This window comes from Sedimenticola selenatireducens DSM 17993 (assembly GCF_000428045.1).
Classification (GTDB): domain Bacteria; phylum Pseudomonadota; class Gammaproteobacteria; order Chromatiales; family Chromatiaceae; genus Sedimenticola; species Sedimenticola selenatireducens.
Map to the genome: position 1 here is coordinate 1 of NZ_ATZE01000013.1, position 24,494 is coordinate 24,494.

Here is a 24,494-nt window from a genome sequence, read left to right on the forward strand (position 1 = left end):
TAACGCTTTGCACAGCCGGAAGCCGCCGCGCAGCGGTGTCGTATCGGCTGGTGCAACTGGTTACGCTGCTTTACTATCATCAAGCTCCCAGCCTGGAAATACCAACACGGCAGGATGGCAGCGTAGCGCTTTCGCTAATACCTTCGCCCTTTCAACACCCAAGCTCACTCGATTATTCTCAATCGCTGACAGAGTAGATTGTGGAATACCGGTCAATACGGCTAATTGATTCTGGCTTAGCTCCTGTAGTTCACGGATAATGCGAACAGAATCACCAACCGATACATCCGTAGTCTTCTTGGCTTTTTGGTACTCTTTCATATCATTTCCTCCGATAGTCGTGAGGAGTTACTTCTACAACTTTTACGAGAACATTGTCGCGTTCAATTGTATAAATTACTCGGTATTGTTGATTTAGTCGCGACGAGCGAAATCCCTTCCAATCCCCCTTCAAGGCCTCATCATTAAAGCCGCGGATGAGCTTTAAGCCGTCAGGTCCAGATAGTCGTACTATATCTTTCCATTTTTCGTAACGTTGCAAGATTTCCTTTGGAATCTTACTCAGCTGCCTCGGGACCTTCCGGTGTTCGTAGATTTGCCACATACCATATATAGTATATATACTGTTTTTAGTATGTCAACAAGGATTTTAATGCGTAACGCTGCCAGCAGGGGTGCAAAAAACAAAGCGGAGCGACGTTTTTTTGCATCTCTCTGGCTGGCCTTGTTATGTGCATTTGTGTGGTATAGCAACTTTGTAATGATTTACGGCCAAGTTCTACAACTTAAAGGATTCCCTCCTTCATCGAAGCCCCATGCCTTTATAATGTGGGTCTTATGATCTACTACCTTATAGTACAGACATTTACCTACCCACTCCTTTTTTTGATAGTGGGGTAGAATTTCCTGTCCACTAAAATGATAAATTAAATCGCCATTATCATCTTTGATAATATGCGTAAGGCCTTGTCCAGAAATAGCGAAATCACCTCTCCTTAATTTTCCGGTATTATCCCACTTAAATGGCTCTTTATATGGCATTATTGTTCCGACTTCATCATTCCTAAAACCTATGAAATCGCCATGCCCAACACTACACCCTCCAAGCCCAATTAGAAAAACAATTGCCGCCAACAAGATCAGAAAAGTTTTCATTACGTGCATCTAATGTTTCCGCTTCTTATACACATAACGTCTAAAGCACCCGAGCGCGCTTTTTGCGCGACTTGAACGGCTTGTTAGCTGTTGCTTTCACTAACTTCCCACGTGAGATCAAACCCTGCTTCATTAATTAACTCCTTGGCTTTCGCAAGAAAGCCCTTAGCAATTTCATTTGGTGCATGCATGAATGCAATATTGATGATGAAGCTCTTTCCTTTAGCAGATTTATATGAGTCGTATATTTCACCACTTTCTATGAATGAGAGGTATATATTGATTTTTTCTTGAAGCATCAAAAGATGCTCATTTTCAACATCCCACTCTAGGTGGTCAGAAATTGCCAAGATGACATTTCCTTCATTATCAGAGCCCATGAAATCTACAACGTCTGTTTGTTCTATGGTCATGTTTTACAGCTAACGTTCGCAGCACGGGCCGGAGTGAGCGAAGCTCACGGAGGTCCAGCGAAACGCAGTGGAGCGAGTGTGGCTGCGCTTGTTATAAATCACTTTGCACTTTCTCTCGGAAAATCTGTAAGTACCTGAAACAAAATTCCTGACATGCTTTCGTTTGAGCTCTCAGACTTTGTGCAAGTATCATTTATAGTATTAGTTAAATAATCATACGTTAGAAGCTCAAGCCGATATCCAGGTTGATTTTCTGAAACGAAATTGAGATTTTGCGCGCTTGAAAATCCTGTCATCCAAGAAAGAATCTCTGCTTTTTTGTTCTGGTTAGCACCTACCCAGTTTTCACACGTTGCATTACCCGCGCCAATTACTGCCCATTCGGCCGATGCGAAACAGGCCAAAAAAGAGATAACTATTGCTAACAAGATTTTTGGCACATTACTCTCCCTGATTTATAACAGCTGATTATGCGTCTCGCGCATTTCTTGAGAAATGTTGCTCGCGCATTATTTGTAAAAAGCGACTTACTGTTCTATATTTGTTCTCTATTGGAGATTCATACAGCAAGGAGCCGCTATGTCTATTGATCCGGACACTCAACCCATTTCTCCCAGTGTTGAACAATTTTGGAAACGGTATATTGATGTCCTCAAACTGTTTCATATTCCTGAGCGATCCCGGCCCTGGTACCGGAAACATGTCCAGGAGTTCATTGATGCGCATCCCGGAGCGAAGCTCCGGACCCAAACCCCGGAAGCTATCGAACACTGGTTTGCCAAACAGGGACTGAACCCGCAGCTCTCCGCCTGGCAATTGCGGCAAAAAGTGGATGCCTTGCGGCTGCTGTTCAGACAAATGCTGAAGTCGGGCTGGGCGAGCGAGTTTGACTGGGACCACTGGGCCGAAGGTGGGCAGCCGCTCAGCGACCGCCATCCAACGGTCGCCCGCAGTTATGAGACGACCAACGCGGGTGCCGATAGGCCCGGCAATCTGCTGGGCAATGCTTTTCCGAAGGTTTATGCCCGATTCATCGCGGCGATTCGTGTCGCCGACCTGGCCATCAATACCGAGCAGAGCTACCTGGGTTGGATCAATCGTTTCCTTCGATTCCACAAAAGTTCACTCCCCGAGGACTGCGCAGAGCAAGAAGTGTCTTCCTTTTTAGAGCATTTGGCCGTTCGGCGCAAGGTTTCCGGGGCAACCCAGGCCCAGGCACTGAACGCACTGGTCTTTTTCTATGCCCGCGTCCTGGAAAAACCGCTGGGCGACATCGGCACATTCAAACGACCCAAACCTTATAAACGGATACCTACCGTATTAAGCCGACGTGAAGTAGCGCAGATTCTTGCCCGGACACAAGGGATGTCAGGCTTGATGGTGCGATTGATGTATGGCACCGGGATGCGGGTGATGGAGTGTGCCAGGCTACGCATACTGGATCTTGACTTCGACTATCGCCAGATTACTGTCCGCGCGGGCAAGGGCAAAAAGGACCGGGTGGTGCCAATGCCGGATGCCCTGGCCGGCCATCTGAAGCGGCATATCGCCTGGGTAACGGACAAGCATGCAGAAGATCTCAAGGCTGGCTTCGGGGCCGTGTATCTGCCGGAGGCGCTGGAGCGCAAATACCCCAACGCCGCCAAAGAGTGTTCCGATGGCAGTATCTGTTTCCGGCCACTCGCATTGCTCCCGATCCTCGATCAGGCGTACTACGCCGACATCATATCCACCAGTCGGTAATCCAGCGGGCGGTGCGCAAGACGGCCGTGGAAGTGGGACTCACCAAGCGTGTCACCAGCCACACGCTGCGCCACTCCTTTGCCACGCACCTGCTGGAATCAGGCTCTGATATTCGGACGGTACAGGAGCTGTTGGGGCATACCGATGTGACCACGACGATGATCTATACCCATGTACTGGGAAAAGGCGGCGGCGGTGTGACAAGCCCATTGGACCGGCTGGAGTAATCCCGGAGGATCTAATTGTTAGCCGGTTTATGGATGAGTTGCCCATCTACAAACTTGTGAAGCACGCTTTAGACCAAAGTTTGATAGGGGATTCCCTCTTTCAGAGCCCGCGCCTGAAGCGCCCTGAGGTCCTGCGACGACAGCCGAATATTATCCGCGCATCCTTTTTGAAAGTCTCTTCCGCAACGATCCGATGCTCCTCAATCTCTTTATCGGCATTTTTGACGCGCTTGAGCCTACCCGCCTCGAATGCTTCCAGGATCTCTTTCTCTTCCAATTTCAGCTTACTCATTTAAACCACCCACATATTGCTTCGGGGCCTTTCGGCTAGGGATGATGGTCTTCAGAAAAATCTCCTCCTCGCTTTCAACGAATAGGTTGAGATAGGCGTAACACTCGACCAGCACAACCGAAACTTTTTGCCCGGGATGTCGCCCTTGATTCGGGTATTCGAAGATATCGACTTCATTTCCCAGCTGGATATTAAGAACAATTTCTTCGAAAGAGATGCCCGGTTTCGCTTTGGGAAGATCATTTTTCTCTGAATTCCATGCGAAGGTTTTCATACCCCAAAAAGCCAGCACAACGTGTGCCTTTGTCATCGATCAATCGGGACATTACCGAAAGCTAAAACGCAAAACGGCCCGCATAAATGCGGGCCGTTTTGCGTGTTTGGTGGCCAGGGACAGAATCGAACTGCCGACACGCGGATTTTCAATCCGCTGCTCTACCAACTGAGCTACCTAGCCTTGGCGAGGGCGTATTAAACCGATACGCGCTGCCTGAGTCAAGAGGGAAATGTGCGGAACGGCCTGATTTTGCATATATTCACCCGCCGCACCAGCGCGCTGGAAGGACAGACCACCATTGCCGGGCCTGCCCATCCGGGTGACATCAGGGAGTGAAGTTGACCTGGGTGCCACCGCCCTCGAACAGGAACTTCACCATCTGCTCTTCGAGAAAAATGCGGGATTTGGGATCAGCCAGGGAGAGACGGTTCTCATTGATCAGGATGGTCTGCTGCTGAAGCCACAACTGCCACGCTTCTTTGGAGATGTTCTCGAATACCCGCTGACCCAATTCGCCCGGGTAAGGCGGTCGTTCCAGGCCTTCAGCCAACTTTTTTAATTTAACGCAATCCACCATACGGCTCATCGGCCCTCTCCTCTAAACGCTGTATTAGCTCTTCAATCAGACGCGATACCGGGGCGGCGACGCCGCGCTGGTCGGGTTTATCAGTGTTATACCAAACTCTACTGCTTCCATCCATGACCCATTCCTGTCGGCCGGCCAGTTTAATCACCACGGGGGTGATCAGCAGGTGAAAGTGGCTGAAGCTATGCCGCCGCTCCGGCCAGGCCGCAATCACCTGATAGTTATCGCCAAACCAGGCCGCCAGCCCCTCCTCCGCCGCCTGTCGGTCGGCATATTCCGGCAACCCCCAGAGTCCACCCCAGATGCCGCTTTGCGGACGTGACTCGAGCAACACTCGACCGCGGCCATCATGAACCAGCAACATTACCACCTTGCGGCTGGGCAGGCGGGCACGCGGCCTGGAGTGTGGGTAGGCGGTGGGCTCACCTTCGGCCCTTGCCCGGCACTGCTGCATCAGCGGGCAGGCGTCGCACCGCGGTCTTGAGCGGCGGCAAACTGTTGCCCCGAGATCCATCATCGCCTGGTTATAGGCGCGTGTATGTTGCGACGGTGTGAGCTCCTCGGACAGCGACCAGAGCCGTTTCAGCACCGCACTCTTGCCCGGCCAGCCGGGCACGGCAAAGCAGCGTGCCAATACCCGTTTCACATTACCATCGAGGATTGGAGAGGGTTGTTCCAGCGCCAACGACAGGATGGCCCCGGCGGTGGAACGGCCAATCCCCGGCAGGTCCATCAGTGCCGCCAGCGTTACGGGGAAAAGGCCGGCATGTTCATCCAGAATACATTTGGCGGCACGGTGCAGATTACGCGCCCGTGCGTAATAGCCGAGACCCGACCAGTGGTGCAGCACCTCGTCCAGCGACGCCTCCGCCAGCTGTTGCAGTTCAGGGAAACGCTGCATGAAGCGTTCATAGTAAGGAATGACCGTGCCGACCTGGGTCTGCTGCAACATAATCTCGGAGATCCAGACCCGGTAAGGGGTGGGATTTTGCTGCCACGGCAGATCCTTGCGTCCGTGGCGTTTGTACCAGGCAATGATCTGCTCCGAAAACTCTTTTGGGTCCTGCCGCATGATCTCCCCTTGGTTGCCAACTCTCACCTGCCGACGGCTTCGCAGACGACTCAGACGCTTTATGTCACAATAGACGCACGCTTAACAACCCGATTAATCACCGTGAAATCACTACTGTCCGTCTTTATCTACACCCTGTCCATGACCCTGCCCGGCATTGGCAATGCCCTCAGTTTTCCACTGCCCGCACCCGGCAACGATATTGTTGGCGAAGTCCGCCAGATCCAGACCCGCTATGAAGACACCTTTTCCGACATCGCGCGGGCCAACGGGCTTGGCTACACGGAGATGACCGAAAGCAATCCCCAGGTAGACCCCTGGCTTCCCGGCGAGGGGACAAGCGTCACCCTGCCCACTCGCTTCATCCTGCCACCGGGACCACGTGAAGGCGTCGTGATTAATCTGGCGGAACTGCGCCTCTATTACTTCCCGAAGGGGGAAGACCGGGTCATCACCTATCCACTGGGTATCGGCCGGGAAGGCTGGAGCACGCCGACCGGCAACGCCCGGGTAACCCGCAAGCAACAGGGGCCAACCTGGTACCCACCGGAGTCGATCCGCCAGGAGCACGCCGCCAAGGGAAACCCATTGCCCAAGGTGGTCAAACCGGGACCGGACAACCCCCTCGGTACACACGCCATCTACCTGAGCATGGCGGGCTATCTGCTGCACGGCACCAACAAGCCCTACGGGGTGGGAATGCGCGTGAGTCACGGCTGCATTCGCCTCTATCCCGAGGACATTGCCGTCCTGTTTGATCAGGTTGCACCCAATACGCCGGTACGGATCATCAACGAACCCTACAAGGCGGGCTGGGAAAACGGCCGGCTGTTCGTCGAGACACACCCACCGCTGAGCGAGCAGCGCAGCCGGGAAGGCATCAATTTCACCCCGCTGGTCCGGGCAATTATCAATGCCTTGGGCGACAGCCAACAGAAACCGGACTGGGAGGCGATGAAGCAGGCGGCGCTGGGACAACGGGGCATACCGGTTCCGGTGACACCGGCAGTGGCACCGACCATTCCGTCAACGACGCCGGCACCGCACTCACTGATGCTCTCCGAGTCAGAGCCGGTGGCATCCGAATCACAGGGCCGATAAACAGGTTTTGTAGCTGTTGCCTGAGCGACAGTGCTTTTGTAGGAGCGGATTTATCCGCGAAATTCGCGGCTGAAGCCGCTCCTACGGGCAACCCCGCTCACGCACATCCATGTGCTTCGCGGTATAAGCCCCTCCCTGGGCAAATCGCCAAACCGAAACAACACCTGCAGATTACTGGCACCGATCCATAAAAAAAGCCCGGCGACATTTTCATGCCGCCGGGCCTTTTTCACAATCTCAGGCAATACTTATTTTGCCATCGATTTCTGCATCATGCGGTCACACTTCTCTGCACACTCATCGGCAGAGGCCTGAGCCGCATTGGCTGCGTTCATGGCTGCAGACGCCTTGCGATCTGCGGTTTCAGCAGTCAGTTTAGCGTCATTCGCAGCTGACATGGCTGCACTGGAACTGTCTTTCAGATCAGCAATATCGGCCTGCATCTGTTTCAGTTGATCGGTGCTGGCGCAGCCTGTCACCAAACCCAGAGTAAGCGCCATTGCGGCAAGCTTCTTTAGGGTGTTCTTGGTCATCGTCGTCTCCTAGTTTTGTATTGTTTTAACCACGCAGTTCCCGCCAGGTGCTAACCTGGCAGTATCCCTGTCAATATGATATGGGATAGCTGCGCCCTTCTCAAATGAATTCAGCGCTAAACATCACACAACTGCACTAAAAATCAGTTAAACAGCCCCTTCAACTTATCTTTTAGCTTATTTTCCAGCTTTTGCTTGGCTTCATCCTTCTTCTCGTCCAGCTGCTGCTTGACCTCCGCCTTCTTCTCTTCCAGCTTGGCCTTTTGCGAACCGGTCACCACCTGGGCCCAATCGATGCTGTAATCGGGCGAGGCATAGGGGCCAGTCAGCTTGACCGGCACAGGTATGCCTTTCAGCTGTTCGAGCCCTTCACCCCCTTGTCCTGCCGCGGTACTGACAATTACCGGCTTAACCAGATAATCCAGCGTCTCGGCTACCAGATTCACACTGCCGGCGCCGGTCACCCGAAGAAAGGGGGACTTGGCCAGCAGATCCTGGTTGTTGAGCACCCCGTTCTGAATCACGGCACTACCGCCCATCTCCGAGAAATCGGTTTGAGGTGGTTCGTCGCTGGCCGGCAGTTTCTCACCCTTCAACTTGGCCTGCCCTTCCCGCAGCATCTGCGCCAGGTTGAAACCCTTGACCGAGCCATTCTCAAAACGAAAATCAAGATCGCCGTTCAATCCACGTTTGAAGGCGTTGATGCTGTTACCGCTGGTCTGGAGCTTGGCCTGAAAATTCCCTTTGCCGTCAAACTTGTCCTTGGCGATCATATCCTTCAACAGTGGACCCGCCTGAATATTCGTGGCCTGCTCCTCTAACTGCATGACCGGTGTCTTGCCGGCCACATCCAGATTGACCACGCTGTTAAGGCTGCCCTGGTAAAATGCCCCGATCTTCTGCTCAGTCGTGATCTTTCCCTGGCTCGCCTTGACAGTGACCAGAATCTGTTTGGCCGTCAGTTTTTTGATGACCATCTGGCCGATCTTGAGTGAGCCATTGAGATTGAGCGAGCGTAACAGCTCAACCGGCAACAGCGGTTCGTCGCCACTCCCCTTCGCGTCGGCGGTCTTGGCAGGTGCGGCCGCCTCTTCTTTCACTGGAGGCAGGTAACGATCCAGGTTGATGCTGTCCACATCCAGGTCAAAACCGATCGCACTCCCCTTCAGACTGGCGTTGCCGTTGATTTTGGTGTCGTCCAGTGCAATCACTACCTTGTTCAGCCGGGTCACATCACCCTGTGCCGCCAGTTCAAGATCAGCGGAAAAACGGGTCAATACCTGGGAATCGGCGGTCTCGGGCAGCGCCACGCCCTGCCCGGTGAGCCACTCCCGCAGATTCAGTTCGGCCAGATTCAAGGTGCCGCTGAACGCCGGTTTGGCGGCCAGATTGTTGCCCTTGAGATTGCCGGTCAGTTGCAACGTATCGGATGTGAGGGAGAGTCCATCCACCGACAGTGTCTCGCCATTCAGACCCAGACCAACATCAGCCTTCAGGTTGGCGCTCATGCTGCCTTTTTGAAACAGCGGACTGGTCGCATCCAGCTGCAGATTCAGACCCTTGAGATGCAGCATACCGGCCTTCTCATCCAGCGAGACGGTACTGTCCAGTTTGATCTTGGCGTTCAACTCCGGCTCTTTGCTTTGCAACTGTGCACCCAGCTCCAGATCCACCGGGCTGTCAGGACGGATGGCGCCACTCTTGAGGAAGAACTGGTCCACCGTATACTGTTGTCCGGCACTTCGGTCATCCCAGCTGATACGGGCGTTGCTGATGTCCACACCGCCGATCACGAAGCCTTCCAGCCCTTTCCCCTTGGCTGCCTGGGGTTTGTCATCCTCGGTTGGTGCTCCGCCCTTGACCAGATCGTCCCAGTTGGTGGTACCGGTTTTTGACTTGGCGAGATTCAGTACCAGTCCGTCAAGGCCGACTGTATCCACCTCCAGCTGTCGACTCAGCAGCGGCATCAACTTGACCCGCACGGCCGCACTTTTGACCACGGCAAAGGGCTGTTCGCCGAAGCCCTTGGCATTGCTCAGCTCGAGTCCACCGATGTCGATGCCCAGCCAGGGAAAGACCGAGAGCTTCAGGTCACCCGCTATTTTCAGATCCCTTCCGGTCTGCTCCTTGACCTGGGTGACGATCTCACCCTTATAGTCATTGGGATCAATGACCATGGGCAGGATGATGACGGCCGCCACGATCAGCAGCAGAAGCACCAGCACCAGACCGCCAAGTACCTTGAATAACTTACCCATCGCAAACTCCGTGTTATTGTCCTGTTCTTATATCCGCCCGTAAGCCCCGCAGGAAGCGCATCGCAGGGCCCAAAGCAATTCTAAGCATGAACCATAATCGGCCTCAGTGCCACCGTACAGCGGAAGCAAAAACGCCAACTGAAACAGTTTTTAACCTTTAATCGCGGGGTGTCGAGCAGTTCCAGCAGATATCGAATGTGGCCTCGACCATCTCACCACAGCGGCCGCAGCGCCAGGGCAAGCGATCGGGCTGAGGTTCACCGAGATATCGATCAATCAATTGCCGGGCAAGCGGATAATCCCCGTTCTCTACCACCCACAACACCGGAAACTGGATGGCCGACAACTCGCCCGCCGCACCGCTCAGGTAGTCGCCGAGTATAACCGTATGGATATGATGTGCCGCGAGGGCGTCATGCAGCATCTGCGCCTGCAGTCGGTCCCGGCATTCGTAGAGTTTTTGCATATTCGGATTACAACAGAAATACCAGGGAAGGAGTTGGAGCGGGTGAAGGGAACAGCGCCCGGTTTCTAGCTCGTTGATTGAGAACGTATTTTCCGATCCAAACGTCACGGAATGGACTCGATTGTGGACTCAATTCTTCGGTCTGGTCAACGCAGGCCGTTGCGGGTGATCCGAAGAGTGCCAAGAACATCCATCGACAGCCGGAGCATCGGATTTCATTCCGAGGTCTATCTGCCTACTGGCACACCACGCCACAGGTCGTAACGGACAGGCGAGCGGCCGTCCTCAAAGCACAGGCGGATCAACGGCCGGTGCAGACCCGTCGTTCACCCGCTCGATGAATCGCTTCATGGGCGCCGAGGGCTCGCCCCGTCGGCGCAGCAGGTAGGTCGACAGCGTGGGCGGTGTGCCGCACAGGGGGCGGATGACGATGTCCGGACGGAGCAGGGTCCGCACCTGTGAGGCGACGGCAAAGCCGATACCGTAGCCGGCCCCCACTAAGGTCAGCATCAAGCCCAGGCTCGTCACATGTTCCACCACTCTGGGCGGTACGGTCGCGCCTTCGAGCACAGCCTGGATCTGGTAGTAGCAGCCCGAATGCGCCTCAGGATGGCACAGCACCACCGGGAACTTTAGCGCGTCATCCAGCCTGACCTGGCCATGGGCCAGCAGCGGATGGCGCGTCGGCACGATCACCGAGAGGGGGTCGGTCCAGACCGCCTCGGCGATCAGGCCCGCGGTGACCGCGTCCGACAACGCAAAGCCGATGTCCAGCAGATCGTCGTGCAGGCCTTTGAGTTGCTGCGAGAACGGCAGCTCGAATACGCGGATATCCAGCTCGGGCTCATCCTCGCGGCTGTCGGCGAGCAGCGTGGCGATGCGGGGCAGGGCCAAGCCGTCACAAATGGCGATGCGCAGGTAGCTTTGGTAGCCGCCGGCTGCTCCCTTGGTGGCCTGTACCGCCTGTTCTACGGTAGCCATCACCCGCCTGGCTTCGATGAGCAGCACCTGACCAGCCCAAGTGAGCCGCGTCTGCCGAGAGCTGCGATCGAACAACTGCACGCCCAGCAGGCGTTCAAGGTCGCGCATCGCCCGTGACACGGGAGACTGCTCGATGCCCAAGCGCTCGGCAGCGCGCCCCAGATGCAGCTCTTCGGCCACGGCGACGAAATAGCGCAACAATCGGAACTCCATCCTGGCCTCCTGTTCGCCTTGCTGGGTTCGGCCGGTCCGACCCCACTCACTCCTACCCCGCGCTCGGGGCCTGTCAGATGATTACCTCGTTGCCAGGGCGCACACACGAGCCTGCGGGTAGTGTCAGACCATGCGGGGAGCGACGGCAGCGCAGCCTCCGGTATCCGATGTGAGCGAGAACCGTCGCTCGGTGATTCCCTCATTTCAGGTGGATCCCACAGCTGACCAAGCTCTCGCCAGCTTGGTCCCTTTCACGCAACGTGCTGCGCACCAGGTTCCCAACAACTCGGGATTGATCTCATCGTGTTTCGGCTTTATAGCGGTCGTTCTGGAAGATGGAACAAATACGTTGAGCGTGTGATAGCCCTGAGGCATCGCCGCTCAATACGGATTCATGGGCTAAGGCTTGCATAACAATCGTACGATCGTTAGAATCTTCGCATGGAACAAAGACTCTTGAAAGACCTGCTCTACGAACAGGTGGCCCGGATCGGCAAGGCGGTATCCAGCCCGAAGCGGCTGGAATTGCTTGAATTGTTGGCGCAAGGAGAAAAGACCGTCGAGACGCTCGCTGGCGAGCTGGCCGTAGACGTCAAGCTCGCCAGTGCGCACCTCAAGGCCCTGAAGGACGCTCGTCTCGTGGCCTCGCGCCGCGACGGCAAGTTCGTGATCTACCGGCTCAGTGGCCCGGATGTCGCCCGGCTTTGGGTCATGTTGCGGGAGGTGGCCGAAGAGCATCTGGTCGAGTTGCGGGTCGCGCTTGGTCAAATGGTGGCCGATCCCGCCCGGCTTGCGGCTGTTGGTCGTCAAACCCTCTTGGAGCGCGCGCAGCGCGGCGAAGTCGTCGTGATCGACGTGCGTCCGCAAAACGAGTACGAGACTGCGCACCTGCCTTTCGCACGTTCGATGCCGGTCGCCGAGCTCGAGCGTCGGCTCACCGAGTTGCCGCTCGACAAGGAGATCGTCGCGTACTGCCGTGGCCCTTTCTGCCTGCTGTCGGATGAGGCGGTGGCCCTGCTTGCGGCGAAGGGTTATCGGATTCGCAAGATTCTTGACGGGGTCAGTGAATGGGAAGCCGCCGGCCTCCCGGTCGAGGTGGCGGATAAACACTGATGGCCCTCGGACTGCCGCTCACTCGTCATCCACTTCAATGCAAAACCACGGAGCAATGCCATGTCCAGCACGCTTTTCATCATCAATGACGCGCCCTACGGCAATGAGCGGGCCTACAACGCACTGCGGCTCGCCGGGGCGCTCGCCGGCCGCGAAGACCAGCGGGTGCGGGTCTTCCTGATGGCCGATGCGGTCGGCTGTGCCAAAGCCGGCCAGAAGGTCCCCGAAGGCTATTACAACGTCCAGCTCATGCTCGGAAAGATCCTGCGCAAGGGCGAGGTGGCCTTGTGCGGTACCTGCATGGACGCGCGAGGCTTGACCGATCAGGACATGGTCGATGGCGCCCGACGCTCGACGATGAGCGAACTCGCCCAGTGGACCGACGAAGCGGACAAGGTGCTGGTGTTTTGAGCACTCGAACGATCCAGGAGGGACAAATGTTTCCAGGCAGCCGCAACGTTCTGCTCCTGGCTTCAAGCCAGGCCATGATGCTGTCAGCCATCGTCATGTCCATGGCGCTGGCAGCGATTCTTGGAAGCGGGCTCGCGCCCGACAAGAGCCTCGCGACGCTGCCTGTTGTCGTCATGGTCATCGGGACGGCGATTGCGTCACTGCCAGCGGCGATCCTGATGCGCCGCTTTGGACGGCGTACGGGATTCCTGATCGGCGCTGCGCTTGGGGTATCCGGCAGCATGATCGCCGCGCTCGGATTGCAGCGGCACTCGTTCGAGCTCTTCGTGCTGGGCCATCTGCTGCTGGGCTGCTACCAGGGTTTCGCGAACTATTACCGGTTTGCCGCCGCAGAGGCGGTCGATTCGGCTCATGTCAGCAAGGCCATCTCCTGGGTGGTCGCGGGCGGTGTCGTCGCTGCGTTCCTCGGGCCTCAACTGGGCCAGTGGGGGCGAGACTGGTTCGTCAGCGGACTGTTCGTCGGATCATACGTCGCCCAGGCCGCACTCAGCGTGATCGCCCTGGCGCTGCTGGCGTGCGTGCGGCTCAAGCCCGTGGTCGTCGCGGCCGGCGGTGCTGCGCGGCCTTTGCGCGAGATCCTCGCGCAGCCGGCGCTGCGGGCTTCGGTCCTGGGTGCAGCGGTCGGCTATGCCGTGATGATCATGGTGATGACCGCGACCCCGCTGGCGATGATCGGGTGCGGACTGTCCTCCACTAGCGTCACGCCGGTGATTCAGTGGCACGTCGTCGGGATGTTCGCGCCGTCGTTCTTCACCGGTAACCTGATCAAGCGCCACGGCGCGCCCCGCATCATGCAGATCGGGTTCGTCCTGCTGCTTGCGCATGTCGGGATCGCGCTGCTTGGCGTCGAGTTCCTGCACTTCCTGTCTGCCTTGATCCTGCTTGGTGTCGGCTGGAACTTCGCCTTCATCGGCGGTACGGCGCTGCTCACTCAGACGTATCGCCCGTCGGAGCAGATGAAGGTCCAGGCGATCAACGAATTCTCGATTTTCGGCCTGGTGGCGCTTGCGACGCTTTCGGCGGGCTGGCTCTACGACCGCTTTGGCTGGGCCACGCTCAACCTGGCCGTGGTGCCGTTGCTGATCCTTGCCTTGATTGCCGCGATCGGCATCGAGCGTCGGCTCCGGCCGGTGGCAACACCAGCCTGAAGGCATGCACACGTCTTCAAACCTGCAACTCAACAGAAAGGAGTAGAGAAATGGAAAAGAACGTTTCAACTTGGGATCGCGCCGTACGCGTTCTGCTTGGGGTCGGCTTGATCGGTGCAACCGCGATGGGAAGCATCGGCGCCTGGGGCTGGGTCGGCGTAGTGCCACTGGCGACGGGGCTTGTTGGCTTTTGTCCTCTCTATAGGGTCTGCGGCTGCAAGAGTTGCGCCACCAAGCAAGGCTGAGCAGACAGCTTGTCGATTACTTCAGGAGAGGTTAAACGAATGAAAACGACGTCTGCGCCCAATGTCCTAGCATGGGCCCTCATTTCGCTTTGCAGCGCGAACGCATTTGCAGATCAACAGTTCGAGGCGCGGCAGGCTGCAGCTAAGGAAGCTCTAAAGGAAGTCATTTCCGAGATAACTGCTCGCCAGAAGGAAGCGGTGGAAGCCAATGGCCTGGACGGGGCAATGAAGGTGTGCCAAGAGATCGCACCGGGAGTCCTAAACCGGGCATCAATCAAGACAGGATGGCGCATCACACGCGTAGGAACCCGTGCGCGCAATCCGCGGACCGGTCTGTCGGACGAGTGGGAACGGGAAGGGTTAGAACAATTCGGACGCAGGGTGATTGAGGGGGAGTCCTTGCAGGGGATGACCCGAGCGGGCGTCACGGACTATGGCAATGGGACGAAACAATTCCGTTTCATGCAAGCAATCGGGACGCAGGACGCGTGTCTTTCCTGTCACGGCCCCAAAGAGAAACTAAGTTCGGCCTGGAAGAAAGCCAGCGCTGCTTATCCGCATGATCGCGCGGTCGACTACAGGGTCGGGGATATTCGAGGTGCATTTAGCATCATCCAGCCAATGGATGTTCCGTTGAATCCCTGAAGCCGGGCCCCGGAGTTGATCATTCTCGTATCGGAGAAAATTCTATGCATAGCGAAGATGCCCGGGGTCTAGCTACCCGTGCCATTCATGGCAGCACCCAGCAGGACGCCCACGGTAGCCCACATACGCCGATCTACAACACCACGACCTTCGCCTTCCCCTCGACCGCGGATCTACTGTATGTCGTAGACGGGATGAAACCAGGGGCGCTCTACACGCGATATGGTCTCAATCCCAGCATCTTCGCTCTGGAGGAAACCCTGGCCGGTCTGGAAGGCGCTGAATTGTCATGGGCCTTCTGCTCGGGCATGGCGGCGGAAACGGCGTTGTTCTTGGCCTACGGCCAGGACGGCATAGTCTGCATCGGCGATGCCTACGGCGGCACCCTAGAATTGCTTGCAGCCCAATTGCCTCAGTTGGGGATAAAGACCCATTTCATCCTCGGAAGCGAACTGAGTCGACTGGATCATCTGCTCGCCGAAGGGCCAAAGCTTGTCTTCTTCGAAACGCCGACGAATCCCGCACTCGAACTCTTCGACATCCGAGCCATCGCGGCAAAGGCCCATATCTACGGTGCCCGAGTCGCCGTGGATAGTACCTTTGCCTCTCCGGTCAACCAACGTCCTCTCGAACTCGGGGCCGATTTCGTGGTGCATAGCGCCACCAAGTATCTGGGCGGTCACAGCGACCTGACCGCGGGTGCCATCATGGGATCGAAGGAGCTGCTGCTGCCGATCTGGAACTGGCGCAAGAACCTCGGCTCCATGATCGCGCCGGAAACCGCGTCGCTGCTGGCGCGCAGCCTGCGGACCCTGGTCGTTCGAGTGCGCCAGCAGAATGCCTCGGCCCAGGCCGTCGCACAAGCCATGGCACGACACCCGAAGGTCGAGCGCGTGCTCTATCCGGGCTTGCCGGATTTTGCCGGTCACGCCCTGGCAAAGGCGCAGATGCACGGCTTTGGCGGAATGCTCACCATCGAAGTGGCGGGCGGCGGGGAGGAGGCGACCCGCGTGGCCGACCGTCTGCAGCTCTTTGCCTTGGCGCCGAGCCTGGGCGGTGCCGAAAGTCTCGTGACTCAGCCGTGCACGACGACCCACCATGGTCTGACGCCCGAGGAGCGCGCCCGCCGTGGCATCTCGGACGCCATGCTGCGTCTTTCGATCGGGCTGGAGGACGCGGCGGACTTGATCGCCGATCTCGAGCAGGCGCTGCAATGACGCCGCCGGTCTATCTCGACTACAACGCCACCACGCCGGTGGCGCCAGAGGTTGTCGAGGCAGCCATGCGCAGCATGGTTGCAACGTTCGGCAATCCATCTTCCTCATATCCCCTCGGGCGGGAGGCGCATGCAACGGTTGACGACGCCCGTGCCGCGGTGGCCGAACTGATCGGCGCTGCCGACCCCGACGAGGTGTGCTTCACCGGGTGTGCGACCGAAGCGAACAACCTGGCGCTCCTGGGTGTTGCGCGAAGGCTTCAATCTGAGAAGCGGCATCTGGTAGTGAGCGCCATCGAGCACCCGGCAGTTATGGAGCCCGCGCTACATCTGAAGCGCGAGGGATGGGCATTGACGGTGGTTCCGGTCGACGGTTTTGGTTGCGTGTCGGCCGCCGATGTGCAAGCGGCATTGCGACCTGACACGGCGCTGGTGTCGATCATGCACGCCAACAACGAGATCGGGACGATCCAGCCGATCCGGGAAATATCGGACATCACGAGGCGAAACGGTGTTTTGCTGCACACCGACGCAGCGCAGTCCGTCGGCAAGATCCCGGTCGATGTCGAGGCGCTCGGCGTCGATCTCCTGACCCTTGCCGGGCACAAGTTCTATGCAACGAAAGGAATTGGCGCGCTTTACGTACGCCGGGGCACGCCGATCGTCAACATCCTGTTCGGCGCAGGTCAGGAGCACGGGTTGCGCCCCGGCACCGAGAACGTCCCCGCCATCGTCGGTTTGGGCGCCGCATCGCGCCTGGCGCGCGGGCGCTTGCCCTCAGCTGATGCGCGGTTGCGCGCGACGCGGGACGCGCTGGAAGCGCGGCTTCAGGCAGCCATTCCTGGGCTGGTCGTCAATGGTCATCCGACCGATCGCTTGCCCAACACCCTTCACGTCTCCTTTCCCGGCGTCGGTGGACGCGCATTGCTGCAGGCCGTGAGCGAGCAAGTTGCAGCCTCGGTCGGGTCGGCCTGCCATTCTGCGGGAGATGCCGTGAGCGGCGTTCTTGCCGCCATCGGCTGCGATGCGGTTCGCGCGGCAGGTGCTGTGCGGCTGTCGACCGGATGGCCAACAACGATGGATGACATTGAACGGGCCGCAAGCGCACTGGTTCTGGCTTGGCGTCGATTGGTAGAACCTTGAACCCCGCCGACTACGATGCGTGGTATGACAGCGAACGGGGTCGCTGGATCGGCGAGACCGAGTATGGTTTGCTTGTGCGGTTGCTCGGCCCTCGGCACGGCGAGCGGGTTCTTGATGTGGGATGTGGTACAGGCTGGTTCACGCGGCGGCTTGCTGGTCGCTCGTCCTTGAAGATGACCGGTGTCGATCTCGACCTATCGTGGCTGAAGTTCGCCATTCAGAGAGACTCCTCGTCGAACTATGTGCAGGCTGATGCACTGCGCCTGCCGTTTGCTGACGAAACCTTTGACTGCGTATTCTCGGTTACCGCTTTGTGTTTCATCCAGGATTGGTCGCGGGCGTTCCGAGAAATCATCCGTGTCACCCGGCGCCGGTTTGCCATCGGGCTCTTGAATAAGAGCAGCTTGTTATGGCGCGAAAAGGGGTGCCACGGCGGTACGGGCGCTTATCAAGGCGCCCACTGGCATACCGAAAAGGAAATCCGCCACTCGCTCGCGTCTCTACCGATCGGCCGAATCGAACTGAAAAGTGCGGTCTTCATTCCAGACGGATCGAGAACCGCCCGGTTGGCGGAGCAGCTGACGCCGAATGCGTTTCTCCATGGCGCGTTTCTCGTTGTCGCCGGCGAAAAGTAACCGGGCCGTGCGCGTGGGGGTCTTGCTTTACCCGGCCCCGCCGAATGAAAGTGCGTCTGCACAGGCCCACTCGTGCAGTGGACCATCGAGCGGACAATACGCTCTTAGTCTAGGGGGATCGAACATGTTCTTCAGGCAATTCGCAAGCCGGGAGTCCTCGCTCTCGTACTTCTTTGGCTGTGCCGGGCACGCCAAGGCGGTGGCGGTCGACGTCGTCGCGGGAGACGAAGACTGGTTCGTCGAGGAGGCGCGCAAGGCCGCGGTCGACATCCGCTACGTGATCGACACCCACGTCCACGCCGACCACTACTCGGGCGGCCGCGCGCTGGCGCAAAGAGTGGGCGCCCCCTATTGTCTGCACGAATCGAATGCCGGGCGCGTCAAGTTCGATTTCCAACCGCTGGGCGACGGCGAGATCCTCGACGTCGGCAACGTCAAGGTGAAGGTGCTCCATACGCCCGGCCACACGCCCGACAGCGTCTGCCTGCTGGTGACCGACCAACGCCGAGGTGAGGCCCCCTGGTTCGTGCTTACCGGCGACACCCTGTTCGTCGGCGCCGCGGGCCGGCCCGATCTCGCCGGACGGGAAGCCGAGATGGCCGGCGTCCTGTACGACAGCCTGCACGCCAAGCTGCTGCCGCTGCCCGACGCGCTGGAGATCTTCCCGGGTCACCAGGCGGGCAGCGTATGTGGCGCGGGTCTTTCCGGCAAGCCCTCGTCGACGCTGGGTTTCGAGAAACGCTGGAACCCGGCGCTCACGATGGACCGCGCGGCCTTCATCGACGATCTGACGCGGGCGATTCCGCCCCGGCCTGCCGAGATGGACGCGATGGTGCGCGCCAACCTCGGCCTCGCGGACTGAACGATGCAAACCGCCTCGGTGCCGATCCGCCTCGGCCTGCGCGAGAACCTCGGCCAGTTCGCTCTGTTGGTGCTGGTCAACGCCTTCGTTGGCGCCATGGTGGGCCTCGAACGCAGCATCCTGCCCGCCATCGCCGAGGAAGAGTTCCGCATCGCGGCACGCACTGCGATCCTCTCCTTCATCGTCGTCTTCGGCATCACCAAGGCGCTCACCAACTACTTCGCCGGGCGGCTGTCCGACCGCTTCGGGCGCAAGCACGTGCTGGTCGCCGGCTGGCTCGTGGCCATCCCCGTGCCCTTCATGCTGATGTGGGCGCCCGATTGGAACTGGGTGATCGCCGCCAACGTGCTCCTCGGGGTGAGCCAGGGACTCACCTGGTCGACCACCGTGATCATGAAGATCGACTTGGTGGGCCCGAAGCAGCGCGGCCTGGCGATGGGCCTGAACGAGTTTGCCGGCTACTTCGCAGTCGCCGCCAGCGCGCTCGCCACCGGCTGGCTGGCGACCACCCACGGGCTACGGCCCGAGCCTTTCTACCTCGGCGTGGCCTACGTGGCCCTGGGGCTGGCGCTCTCGGTGTTCGCGGTGCGCGAGACCCGCCACCACGTCGCCCACGAGGTGCGCACCCACCATGGGGCGGAGGTGGACGACGGGCCGACGCAAGGCGAAATCTTCCGCCGCGCCTCGCTCACTGACCGCAACCTCTCCAGCGTGAGCCAGGCGGGGCTGGTGAACAACCTCAACGACGGCATGGCCTGGGGGCTCTTTCCGCTGCTGTTCGCCGCCGCCGGGATGACGCTCGCGCAGATCGGTATGCTCGCCGCGATCTATCCTGCGGTGTGGGGCATCGCGCAGATCTTCACCGGCGCGCTCTCCGACCGCATTGGCCGCAAGGGGCTCATCGTGTGGGGGATGTGGGTGCAGGCGGCAGGTATTGCGATCACCGCGGGCGGAACGGACTTCGTCGTCTTCGGGCTCGGCGCGGTGCTGCTCGGCCTTGGCACAGCGATGGTCTATCCGACACTGCTCGCGGCCATCGGTGACGTCGCGCATCCCAACTGGCGCGCCTCCGCAGTGGGTGTGTACCGGCTGTGGCGCGATCTCGGCTATGCGGTCGGCGCACTGCTGGCGGGCCTCACGGCCGACTTGTTCGGCCTGGGCGCGGCGGTCTGGCTGGTGGCGGCGCTGACCTTTCTGTCAGGCGTGGTCGCAGCGCTCCGGATGCGTGAAACCCTGGTGCGGACATCGTCGTGAAGGGAACGCGCCACAGTCGCTCGAGCAGACCCGCGCGCCGGCCTGACGCCGCGGCGCATGGAGGGCACGGACATGATGGGCCAGTGGGGTGAGTTCGGCGGATGGGGCATGGGGTTCGGCTTCGTCTTCATGATCCTGTTCTGGGTCCTGGTCGTGGCCGGGATCGTGGCGCTGGTTCGCTGGCTGCTGCCCGCGCGCGATGCGGCCGGCCCGAGGGTGGGCGAGTTGCCGCGGGAGAAGACGCCGCTGGAGATAGTGCAGGAGCGCTACGCGCGTGGCGAGATCGACCGCGAGGAGTACGAACAGAAGAGGCGCGATCTGGAGAAATGAGCGCGACGCTGCCGATCTATCTCGACGACAGCGCCACAACCCCGGCCGCCCCGGAAGTGGCCAACGCGACATTGCCGTTCCCGCGCGATCAGTTCGGTGATCCCTGGGCCACGCATCCCAACGGACGCGTCGCTGTTGGTGCCGCCATCGCGATGCGCGACGAGGGCGCGGCACAGCGCGGGCTACAGGCGGCCGAAAGCGCCGCTTGGTCGCGCGTGCCGTAGAGCATCCCCAATGTCATCGCGCCGACCCGCCACCTCGAGCCGCAAGAGCCGACACCTGACTCGTCGACCTCGGGGCTGCCGCGCGGTTCGCACGAGCCCCTGCATGATTCGCCGGCACGGGCGACTCCCGTGCTTGCACTGAATGGCCACCCCGATGCGCGCTTGCTGAACACCTTGCACGTTTCCTTACCGGGAGTGTCCGGTCGAGCGCTTCTCGAAGCGACAGCGTCGCGGTCCGCGCGCGAGGAACGGCGCCTGTCGGTGGGGACGATGACGACCGGCGATGGGACCACGGGCCAGATTGCCGCGTGGCGGGGGCTTGCCGACCGATAGCCGCGAGAAGTCAACGCGCCGGTTCGGCGATGCCATGCTTCTTCATTTTCTCCCAAAGCGTCTTGCGGCTGATACCCAGTGCTTCCGCTGTATCGCCGATTCGCCACTGTTGCAGTGACAGGGCTTGTTCGAGGTAGCGTTTCTCACAGCGCTCAAGATGCCCGGCCAGGGTTTCGCCGTCGAGAGCCCCGCTCAAGGCTGGCTGTAGCACCTCGCCCAGCAGCGCTTCGGGGCTGATCTGTGGGCGTTCGCTGAGAATGCAGGCGCGCTCGATGGCGTGCTTCAGTTCACGGATGTTGCCGGGCCAGGGGTGGGCCAGCAGCCCGCGTTCCGCCGTCGCACTGAGGGCAAAAGGTGTTCCGCCGCGCTTGTCCGATTGTTCCGCCAGGAAGCGTCGCGCCAGCCACAGAATGTCCTCGCGGCGCTCGCGTAGCGGCGGAATGGGAAGGTGGATGACGTTGATTCGGTAGTAGAGGTCTTCGCGGAATCGACCGGTCTCGACGAGGCGGTGCAGGTCCTCATGGGTGGCACAAACTAGGCGGACATCCACCTTGAACGGGTTCTCCGCGCCCACCCGGGTGATGGTGCGCTCCTGGATCGCGCGCAGGAGCTTGACCTGCATTGCGGGCGGCATGTCGCCAACTTCGTCGAGAAACAGGGTGCCGCCGTCGGCCTGCTCGAAATAGCCGCGGCGCTCCTTGATGGCGCCAGTGAATGCACCCTTCTCGAAGCCGAAAAGCTCCGCTTCGAGAAGGGTGTCCGGGATGGCGCCGCAATTGACCGCGACGAAGGGCCGCGCTCGTCCGCCGTCTGCCAAGGCATGCAGGCGCCGAGCGACCTGCTCCTTGCCCACGCCCGATTCCCCTGTGATGAGCACCGTGCCGTCGGAGGCCGCGAGGCGGCCCAGCATGCGGTCAATGGCCTGCATGGCGGGGGAGAGCCCAAGTCCGTCCTCGGCTTCGCCGGCCGGCTCCAATGGCCTCCCCAGTGTGCGGATACGCTGCACGAGGGCGTCAACATCGAGTGGCTTGGCAACATAAGCGGCGGCGCTGCAAGGCCAGCAGCGCATCCTTGCCGCGCGGGTGCCAGTCGCACGCGAGGCCTTCCATCTCGAAGCGTTCGCTCAACGCCTCTCCCATGAGCTCGTCATCCTCGACGAGACAGATGCGCAAGGTATTCACTGTCATGCTGATTCTCCTGCCGGCAGGACGACGCGAAAGCGCGTCGTCTCCTCGAGGCGCTCGGCCACGATTTGTCCGCCCAGTTGCGAAACGATCTGATAAGTCACCCAGAGCCCTAGTCCCGAGCCATTCTCCTTTCCCGTCGCAAAGGGTTCGAAGAGGTGGCTCATGACCTCCTCGGGGATGGGGCGGCCGGTGTTGAAAGTCTCCACGACGACGGCGCCGTCGGTACGACGGACCGTGCAGTGCACTTCCGCAGAGGGATCGGATGCCTGTATCGCGTTGAGCAGCAGGTTCATAAGGATCTGGCGCAGGAGCGTGGCGGGCAGCGGCACCTCCTCCGACAAATTGCTGTCGATGTCGATTGTCACCTTTCGCTTACGCGCTTCGGCGGCGAGCAGCGTGACGAGATCGTCGAGGTCCTGCGGCCCGAAGTCCCGGCTTTTCACCTTGGCCTCGACCAACATGGCGCCGACCGTGTCGCGGATCTGGGAAAGGCCGCGCTCGATCATTGCGACGGTCTTCAGGGTGCGCTGATCGTGGCCGCCGCGGCGCTTGAAGTTGTCGAGCGCCACCAGCATTCCACCGAGAGGATTGTTGATCTCGTGGGCGACTCCGGCGGATAGGCGGCCGATCGCTGCGAGGCGTTCGGAGCGGATCATCTCCTTTTCGAGCCGGTTCTTGTCCTGCAGCGTCCGCACCATCAGGCCGTAGGCGTCGAACAGGCGCCCGAGCTCGTCGCGATAGGGGTAGTCCGTGGGAGGGGGCGTATGCGGGACGCCCTCCGACACGCTGTCGATGCTTCGTGCCAGATCCACCAAGGGGCCGGCCATGCGCCGTCCCCAGTACCAGTTGATTGGCAGCAGCAGCGCAAGCACGAGCAGGCCGGTGAGTGCACCGCGCTGTGCGACGCTCCAAAAGCGCGGAAGAAATACGTCCTTCGAATGCACGACGACCAGCGTGCCCAGCCGCATGCCGTCGTCGGCGATCGGCACCGCGACATAGAGGTGCTGCTCCCCGATGTGCTCGACTGTCGCAGTCTCCGGTGCGGTGGCGAGCTGGCGCGCCAAGGCGGGATAGTCACCCCCGATCTCCGACATCTGGATCGATAGCGGGGCAGCAACAGGATCCGTCGCCACGAAGACCTGCTGACGCTGGTCCAGAGCGAGAAGGATCTCCGGTTGAACCGTGCTGTCCCCGGGCGTAGCAGACAATGGTGCGCGAATGATCTCGAAGGCGCGCCACACTTCATCGTTGAGCATGGCCGGGAACACGTTCCTGGCCAATGCCCGCCCCAGGCTCGCGGAGCTGTCGACCAGATCCCGGCGAAGATCGTCGTACGCCTGGGCCATGAACGCCGCGGATACCGCCAATGCCGCAATGACGATGAGGGCACTTCCCCAGAGTGGGACCTTGTAGCGGAAGCTGAGATCGAACCACCTTCTCATTGCGCGCTGAAGCTCCGAATCATCGAATCGACCCGGTCATACAGGGCGGGATCACCGCGCATGAAACCGTCGAGGTTTAGGTGACGCAGCAGTCGCCTGCCGTCCTCGTCCTCGCTCATTGTCAGCAGCACTCGCTGCAGGTCGTCGAATACCGCAGCGCCGATCCCCGTGCGCGCTACAAACGGAGGAAAGCCGAACTCCGCCGATGTCGTCACCACCCGCGTGGCGGCGGTGAGCTCGGGTTTGACGGTGGACAGGGTTTCCCACACATGGCTGCTCACCGCTCCGCCCTGAGCGAGACCCGAGGCCACCGCCTCCACCGTCTTGCGATGTGACCAAGTGAAGATCGTCTTGCGAAAGAACTGCTGAGGGTCGTAGCCCGCCTGCTGCAAGTCGAAGCGGGGACTCAAGTAGCCGGTGTTGGAGTACGGGTCGGCGTACGCGAAGACGGTCCCCTCGAGCTGCGTGATCGAACGCGTGCTGCGGTCGCCGGCCGGCACGATCAGGTAGGACTGGTAGTAGGGGCGTCCCCGATACAGCGGTATCGCCAGAAGCTTCATCTGTCCCTTGAAGAACACGAAGGGATATTCGCAGACCCACGCGAAATCGATCTTCTGCAAGCGAAGCAGATCCATCGCTTCGGCGTAGCTGTCACGCCGGACGAACTCCACCGGGCGCTCGAGGCGGCGCTCCAGGTAACGGCGCCACTCTTCGAGGGCACGGTATTGATCGTTCGGGAAGGTCGCGGTCAGTCCGATCCGCACTGGTGCCTGATGCGCGGCGCCGGCATCCGGAGCGAGCGCCCCGAAGAGCAGGACTAGAACGGCGGCGATCCAGGTCTTCATGCGTGTCGCTGTTACGAGTTCGTAACCCCAAATGAGCTTTTTTCCGGTCTTGTTACGCCAAGGTAACCCCGCCGACCTGGCGCG

31 protein-coding genes, 1 tRNA gene and 1 pseudogene are annotated in these 24,494 nt (G+C 59.7%); 15 read left to right on the forward strand and 18 right to left on the reverse strand.

The window, feature by feature from the left end:
- Positions 1 to 60 precede the first annotated feature (60 nt).
- The 5 genes from A3GO_RS0111630 to A3GO_RS26125 form a co-directional block, all read right to left on the reverse strand.
- Entirely contained in the window at positions 61 to 321 is a 261-nt protein-coding gene (locus tag A3GO_RS0111630; protein ID WP_029131930.1) for a helix-turn-helix domain-containing protein, read from the reverse strand.
- Position 322: 1 nt separating this feature from the next.
- Positions 323 to 604, reverse strand: a complete 282-nt coding sequence (locus A3GO_RS23685) for a type II toxin-antitoxin system RelE/ParE family toxin (RefSeq protein ID WP_037374394.1) — start codon at positions 602 to 604, stop codon at positions 323 to 325.
- 161 nt (positions 605 to 765) lie between these two features.
- Positions 766 to 1,155 carry a hypothetical protein gene (locus A3GO_RS0111635; RefSeq protein ID WP_211245092.1) on the reverse strand — a complete coding sequence of 130 codons (390 nt, stop codon included), beginning with the start codon at positions 1,153 to 1,155 and terminating at the stop codon, positions 766 to 768.
- An 83-nt stretch (positions 1,156 to 1,238) separates the two neighbouring features.
- Positions 1,239 to 1,568 carry a DUF6572 domain-containing protein gene (locus A3GO_RS0111640; protein WP_029133550.1) on the reverse strand — a complete coding sequence of 110 codons (330 nt, stop codon included), beginning with the start codon at positions 1,566 to 1,568 and terminating at the stop codon, positions 1,239 to 1,241.
- 98 nt (positions 1,569 to 1,666) lie between these two features.
- Positions 1,667 to 2,008: a hypothetical protein gene (locus A3GO_RS26125; protein WP_157606793.1), complete on the reverse strand. Its 342-nt coding sequence runs from the start codon at positions 2,006 to 2,008 to the stop codon at positions 1,667 to 1,669.
- Between the two features lie 139 nt (positions 2,009 to 2,147).
- Here A3GO_RS26125 and A3GO_RS23690 point away from each other — a divergent pair, with 139 nt between their 5' ends.
- On the forward strand, positions 2,148 to 3,311 hold the full coding sequence (locus tag A3GO_RS23690) for a phage integrase N-terminal SAM-like domain-containing protein (RefSeq protein ID WP_157606794.1): 1,164 nt from the start codon (positions 2,148 to 2,150) through the stop codon (positions 3,309 to 3,311).
- A complete protein-coding gene (locus A3GO_RS26715) occupies positions 3,218 to 3,538 on the forward strand; it encodes a tyrosine-type recombinase/integrase (RefSeq protein WP_281179384.1) in 321 nt (106 codons plus the stop codon). Before A3GO_RS23690 ends, A3GO_RS26715 begins: the two co-directional genes overlap by 94 nt.
- Positions 3,539 to 3,606: 68 nt before the next feature.
- On the opposite strand, the pseudogene A3GO_RS23695 reads toward A3GO_RS26715, so the two are convergent.
- The 5 genes and pseudogenes from A3GO_RS23695 to mutY form a co-directional block, all read right to left on the reverse strand.
- A pseudogene (locus A3GO_RS23695) lies at positions 3,607 to 3,830 on the reverse strand (antitoxin).
- Positions 3,823 to 4,140 carry a toxin gene (locus tag A3GO_RS0111655; protein WP_335340038.1) on the reverse strand — a complete coding sequence of 106 codons (318 nt, stop codon included), beginning with the start codon at positions 4,138 to 4,140 and terminating at the stop codon, positions 3,823 to 3,825. Before A3GO_RS0111655 ends, A3GO_RS23695 begins: the two are co-directional and overlap by 8 nt.
- Positions 4,141 to 4,211: 71 nt before the next feature.
- Positions 4,212 to 4,287 (reverse strand) — tRNA-Phe (locus A3GO_RS0111660).
- A gap of 145 nt (positions 4,288 to 4,432) precedes the next feature.
- Positions 4,433 to 4,693 carry an oxidative damage protection protein gene (locus tag A3GO_RS0111670; RefSeq protein ID WP_029133552.1) on the reverse strand — a complete coding sequence of 87 codons (261 nt, stop codon included), beginning with the start codon at positions 4,691 to 4,693 and terminating at the stop codon, positions 4,433 to 4,435.
- A complete protein-coding gene (gene mutY / locus A3GO_RS0111675; protein ID WP_029133553.1) occupies positions 4,668 to 5,765 on the reverse strand; it encodes an A/G-specific adenine glycosylase in 1,098 nt (365 codons plus the stop codon). Before mutY ends, A3GO_RS0111670 begins: the two co-directional genes overlap by 26 nt.
- A 102-nt stretch (positions 5,766 to 5,867) precedes the next feature.
- Between mutY and A3GO_RS23700 the strand changes: the two genes are divergently transcribed.
- Complete coding sequence (locus A3GO_RS23700; protein WP_335340039.1) at positions 5,868 to 6,866, forward strand: L,D-transpeptidase family protein; 999 nt, start codon at positions 5,868 to 5,870, stop codon at positions 6,864 to 6,866.
- Between the two features lie 248 nt (positions 6,867 to 7,114).
- On the opposite strand, the gene A3GO_RS0111685 is transcribed toward A3GO_RS23700, so the two are convergent.
- The 4 genes from A3GO_RS0111685 to A3GO_RS0111700 form a co-directional block, all read right to left on the reverse strand.
- The gene (locus A3GO_RS0111685) at positions 7,115 to 7,399 is read right to left on the reverse strand and encodes an Lpp/OprI family alanine-zipper lipoprotein (protein ID WP_029133554.1); all 285 of its coding nucleotides are present in this window, start codon (positions 7,397 to 7,399) and stop codon (positions 7,115 to 7,117) included.
- A 143-nt stretch (positions 7,400 to 7,542) separates the two neighbouring features.
- A complete protein-coding gene (locus A3GO_RS0111690) occupies positions 7,543 to 9,657 on the reverse strand; it encodes an AsmA family protein (protein WP_029133555.1) in 2,115 nt (704 codons plus the stop codon).
- Between the two features lie 157 nt (positions 9,658 to 9,814).
- Positions 9,815 to 10,123 (reverse strand): putative signal transducing protein, encoded by a 309-nt coding sequence (locus A3GO_RS0111695; protein ID WP_029133556.1) that lies wholly within the window; start codon positions 10,121 to 10,123, stop codon positions 9,815 to 9,817.
- 285 nt (positions 10,124 to 10,408) lie between these two features.
- On the reverse strand, positions 10,409 to 11,317 hold the full coding sequence (locus tag A3GO_RS0111700; protein ID WP_029133557.1) for a LysR family transcriptional regulator: 909 nt from the start codon (positions 11,315 to 11,317) through the stop codon (positions 10,409 to 10,411).
- Between the two features lie 441 nt (positions 11,318 to 11,758).
- Here A3GO_RS0111700 and A3GO_RS0111705 point away from each other — a divergent pair, with 441 nt between their 5' ends.
- The 12 genes from A3GO_RS0111705 (at position 11,759) to A3GO_RS0111760 (ending at position 20,603) form a co-directional block, all read left to right on the forward strand.
- Positions 11,759 to 12,430, forward strand: coding sequence for an ArsR/SmtB family transcription factor (locus A3GO_RS0111705; RefSeq protein ID WP_029133558.1), 672 nt, complete (start codon positions 11,759 to 11,761; stop codon positions 12,428 to 12,430).
- A gap of 60 nt (positions 12,431 to 12,490) precedes the next feature.
- Positions 12,491 to 12,841 carry a DsrE/DsrF/TusD sulfur relay family protein gene (locus tag A3GO_RS0111710; RefSeq protein WP_020686281.1) on the forward strand — a complete coding sequence of 117 codons (351 nt, stop codon included), beginning with the start codon at positions 12,491 to 12,493 and terminating at the stop codon, positions 12,839 to 12,841.
- 26 nt (positions 12,842 to 12,867) lie between these two features.
- Positions 12,868 to 14,049 (forward strand): MFS transporter, encoded by a 1,182-nt coding sequence (locus A3GO_RS23705; RefSeq protein ID WP_037375254.1) that lies wholly within the window; start codon positions 12,868 to 12,870, stop codon positions 14,047 to 14,049.
- 50 nt (positions 14,050 to 14,099) lie between these two features.
- Positions 14,100 to 14,294 carry a YgaP family membrane protein gene (locus A3GO_RS0111720; protein ID WP_029133559.1) on the forward strand — a complete coding sequence of 65 codons (195 nt, stop codon included), beginning with the start codon at positions 14,100 to 14,102 and terminating at the stop codon, positions 14,292 to 14,294.
- A gap of 39 nt (positions 14,295 to 14,333) precedes the next feature.
- Complete coding sequence (locus tag A3GO_RS23710; RefSeq protein WP_029133560.1) at positions 14,334 to 14,939, forward strand: Tll0287-like domain-containing protein; 606 nt, start codon at positions 14,334 to 14,336, stop codon at positions 14,937 to 14,939.
- A gap of 44 nt (positions 14,940 to 14,983) precedes the next feature.
- Entirely contained in the window at positions 14,984 to 16,156 is a 1,173-nt protein-coding gene (locus A3GO_RS0111730) for a trans-sulfuration enzyme family protein (protein ID WP_029133561.1), read from the forward strand.
- Entirely contained in the window at positions 16,153 to 17,298 is a 1,146-nt protein-coding gene (locus A3GO_RS0111735) for a cysteine desulfurase family protein (RefSeq protein WP_029133562.1), read from the forward strand. The genes A3GO_RS0111730 and A3GO_RS0111735 overlap by 4 nt, the downstream gene beginning before the upstream one ends.
- Entirely contained in the window at positions 17,295 to 17,933 is a 639-nt protein-coding gene (locus A3GO_RS0111740; protein WP_029133563.1) for a class I SAM-dependent methyltransferase, read from the forward strand. Before A3GO_RS0111735 ends, A3GO_RS0111740 begins: the two co-directional genes overlap by 4 nt.
- A gap of 124 nt (positions 17,934 to 18,057) precedes the next feature.
- Entirely contained in the window at positions 18,058 to 18,795 is a 738-nt protein-coding gene (locus A3GO_RS0111745; protein WP_029133564.1) for an MBL fold metallo-hydrolase, read from the forward strand.
- A 3-nt stretch (positions 18,796 to 18,798) separates the two neighbouring features.
- Positions 18,799 to 20,049, forward strand: a complete 1,251-nt coding sequence (locus tag A3GO_RS0111750) for an MFS transporter (protein WP_029133565.1) — start codon at positions 18,799 to 18,801, stop codon at positions 20,047 to 20,049.
- Between the two features lie 72 nt (positions 20,050 to 20,121).
- A complete protein-coding gene (locus tag A3GO_RS0111755) occupies positions 20,122 to 20,379 on the forward strand; it encodes an SHOCT domain-containing protein (RefSeq protein ID WP_029133566.1) in 258 nt (85 codons plus the stop codon).
- A complete protein-coding gene (locus A3GO_RS0111760; RefSeq protein WP_029133567.1) occupies positions 20,376 to 20,603 on the forward strand; it encodes a hypothetical protein in 228 nt (75 codons plus the stop codon). Before A3GO_RS0111755 ends, A3GO_RS0111760 begins: the two co-directional genes overlap by 4 nt.
- A gap of 343 nt (positions 20,604 to 20,946) precedes the next feature.
- Here A3GO_RS0111760 and A3GO_RS23715 read toward each other — a convergent pair whose 3' ends face one another.
- Genes A3GO_RS23715 through A3GO_RS0111775 form a run of 4 tightly spaced genes read right to left on the reverse strand, consistent with a single transcriptional unit; the run spans position 20,947 to position 24,410 of the window.
- On the reverse strand, positions 20,947 to 21,912 hold the full coding sequence (locus tag A3GO_RS23715) for a sigma-54 interaction domain-containing protein (protein ID WP_335340040.1): 966 nt from the start codon (positions 21,910 to 21,912) through the stop codon (positions 20,947 to 20,949).
- Between the two features lie 37 nt (positions 21,913 to 21,949).
- Positions 21,950 to 22,123 carry a response regulator gene (locus A3GO_RS26760; RefSeq protein ID WP_335340041.1) on the reverse strand — a complete coding sequence of 58 codons (174 nt, stop codon included), beginning with the start codon at positions 22,121 to 22,123 and terminating at the stop codon, positions 21,950 to 21,952.
- Positions 22,120 to 23,565: a sensor histidine kinase gene (locus tag A3GO_RS0111770; protein ID WP_029133568.1), complete on the reverse strand. Its 1,446-nt coding sequence runs from the start codon at positions 23,563 to 23,565 to the stop codon at positions 22,120 to 22,122. The genes A3GO_RS26760 and A3GO_RS0111770 overlap by 4 nt, the downstream gene beginning before the upstream one ends.
- On the reverse strand, positions 23,562 to 24,410 hold the full coding sequence (locus A3GO_RS0111775) for a substrate-binding domain-containing protein (protein ID WP_029133569.1): 849 nt from the start codon (positions 24,408 to 24,410) through the stop codon (positions 23,562 to 23,564). The genes A3GO_RS0111770 and A3GO_RS0111775 overlap by 4 nt, the downstream gene beginning before the upstream one ends.
- Positions 24,411 to 24,494: the final 84 nt, after the last annotated feature.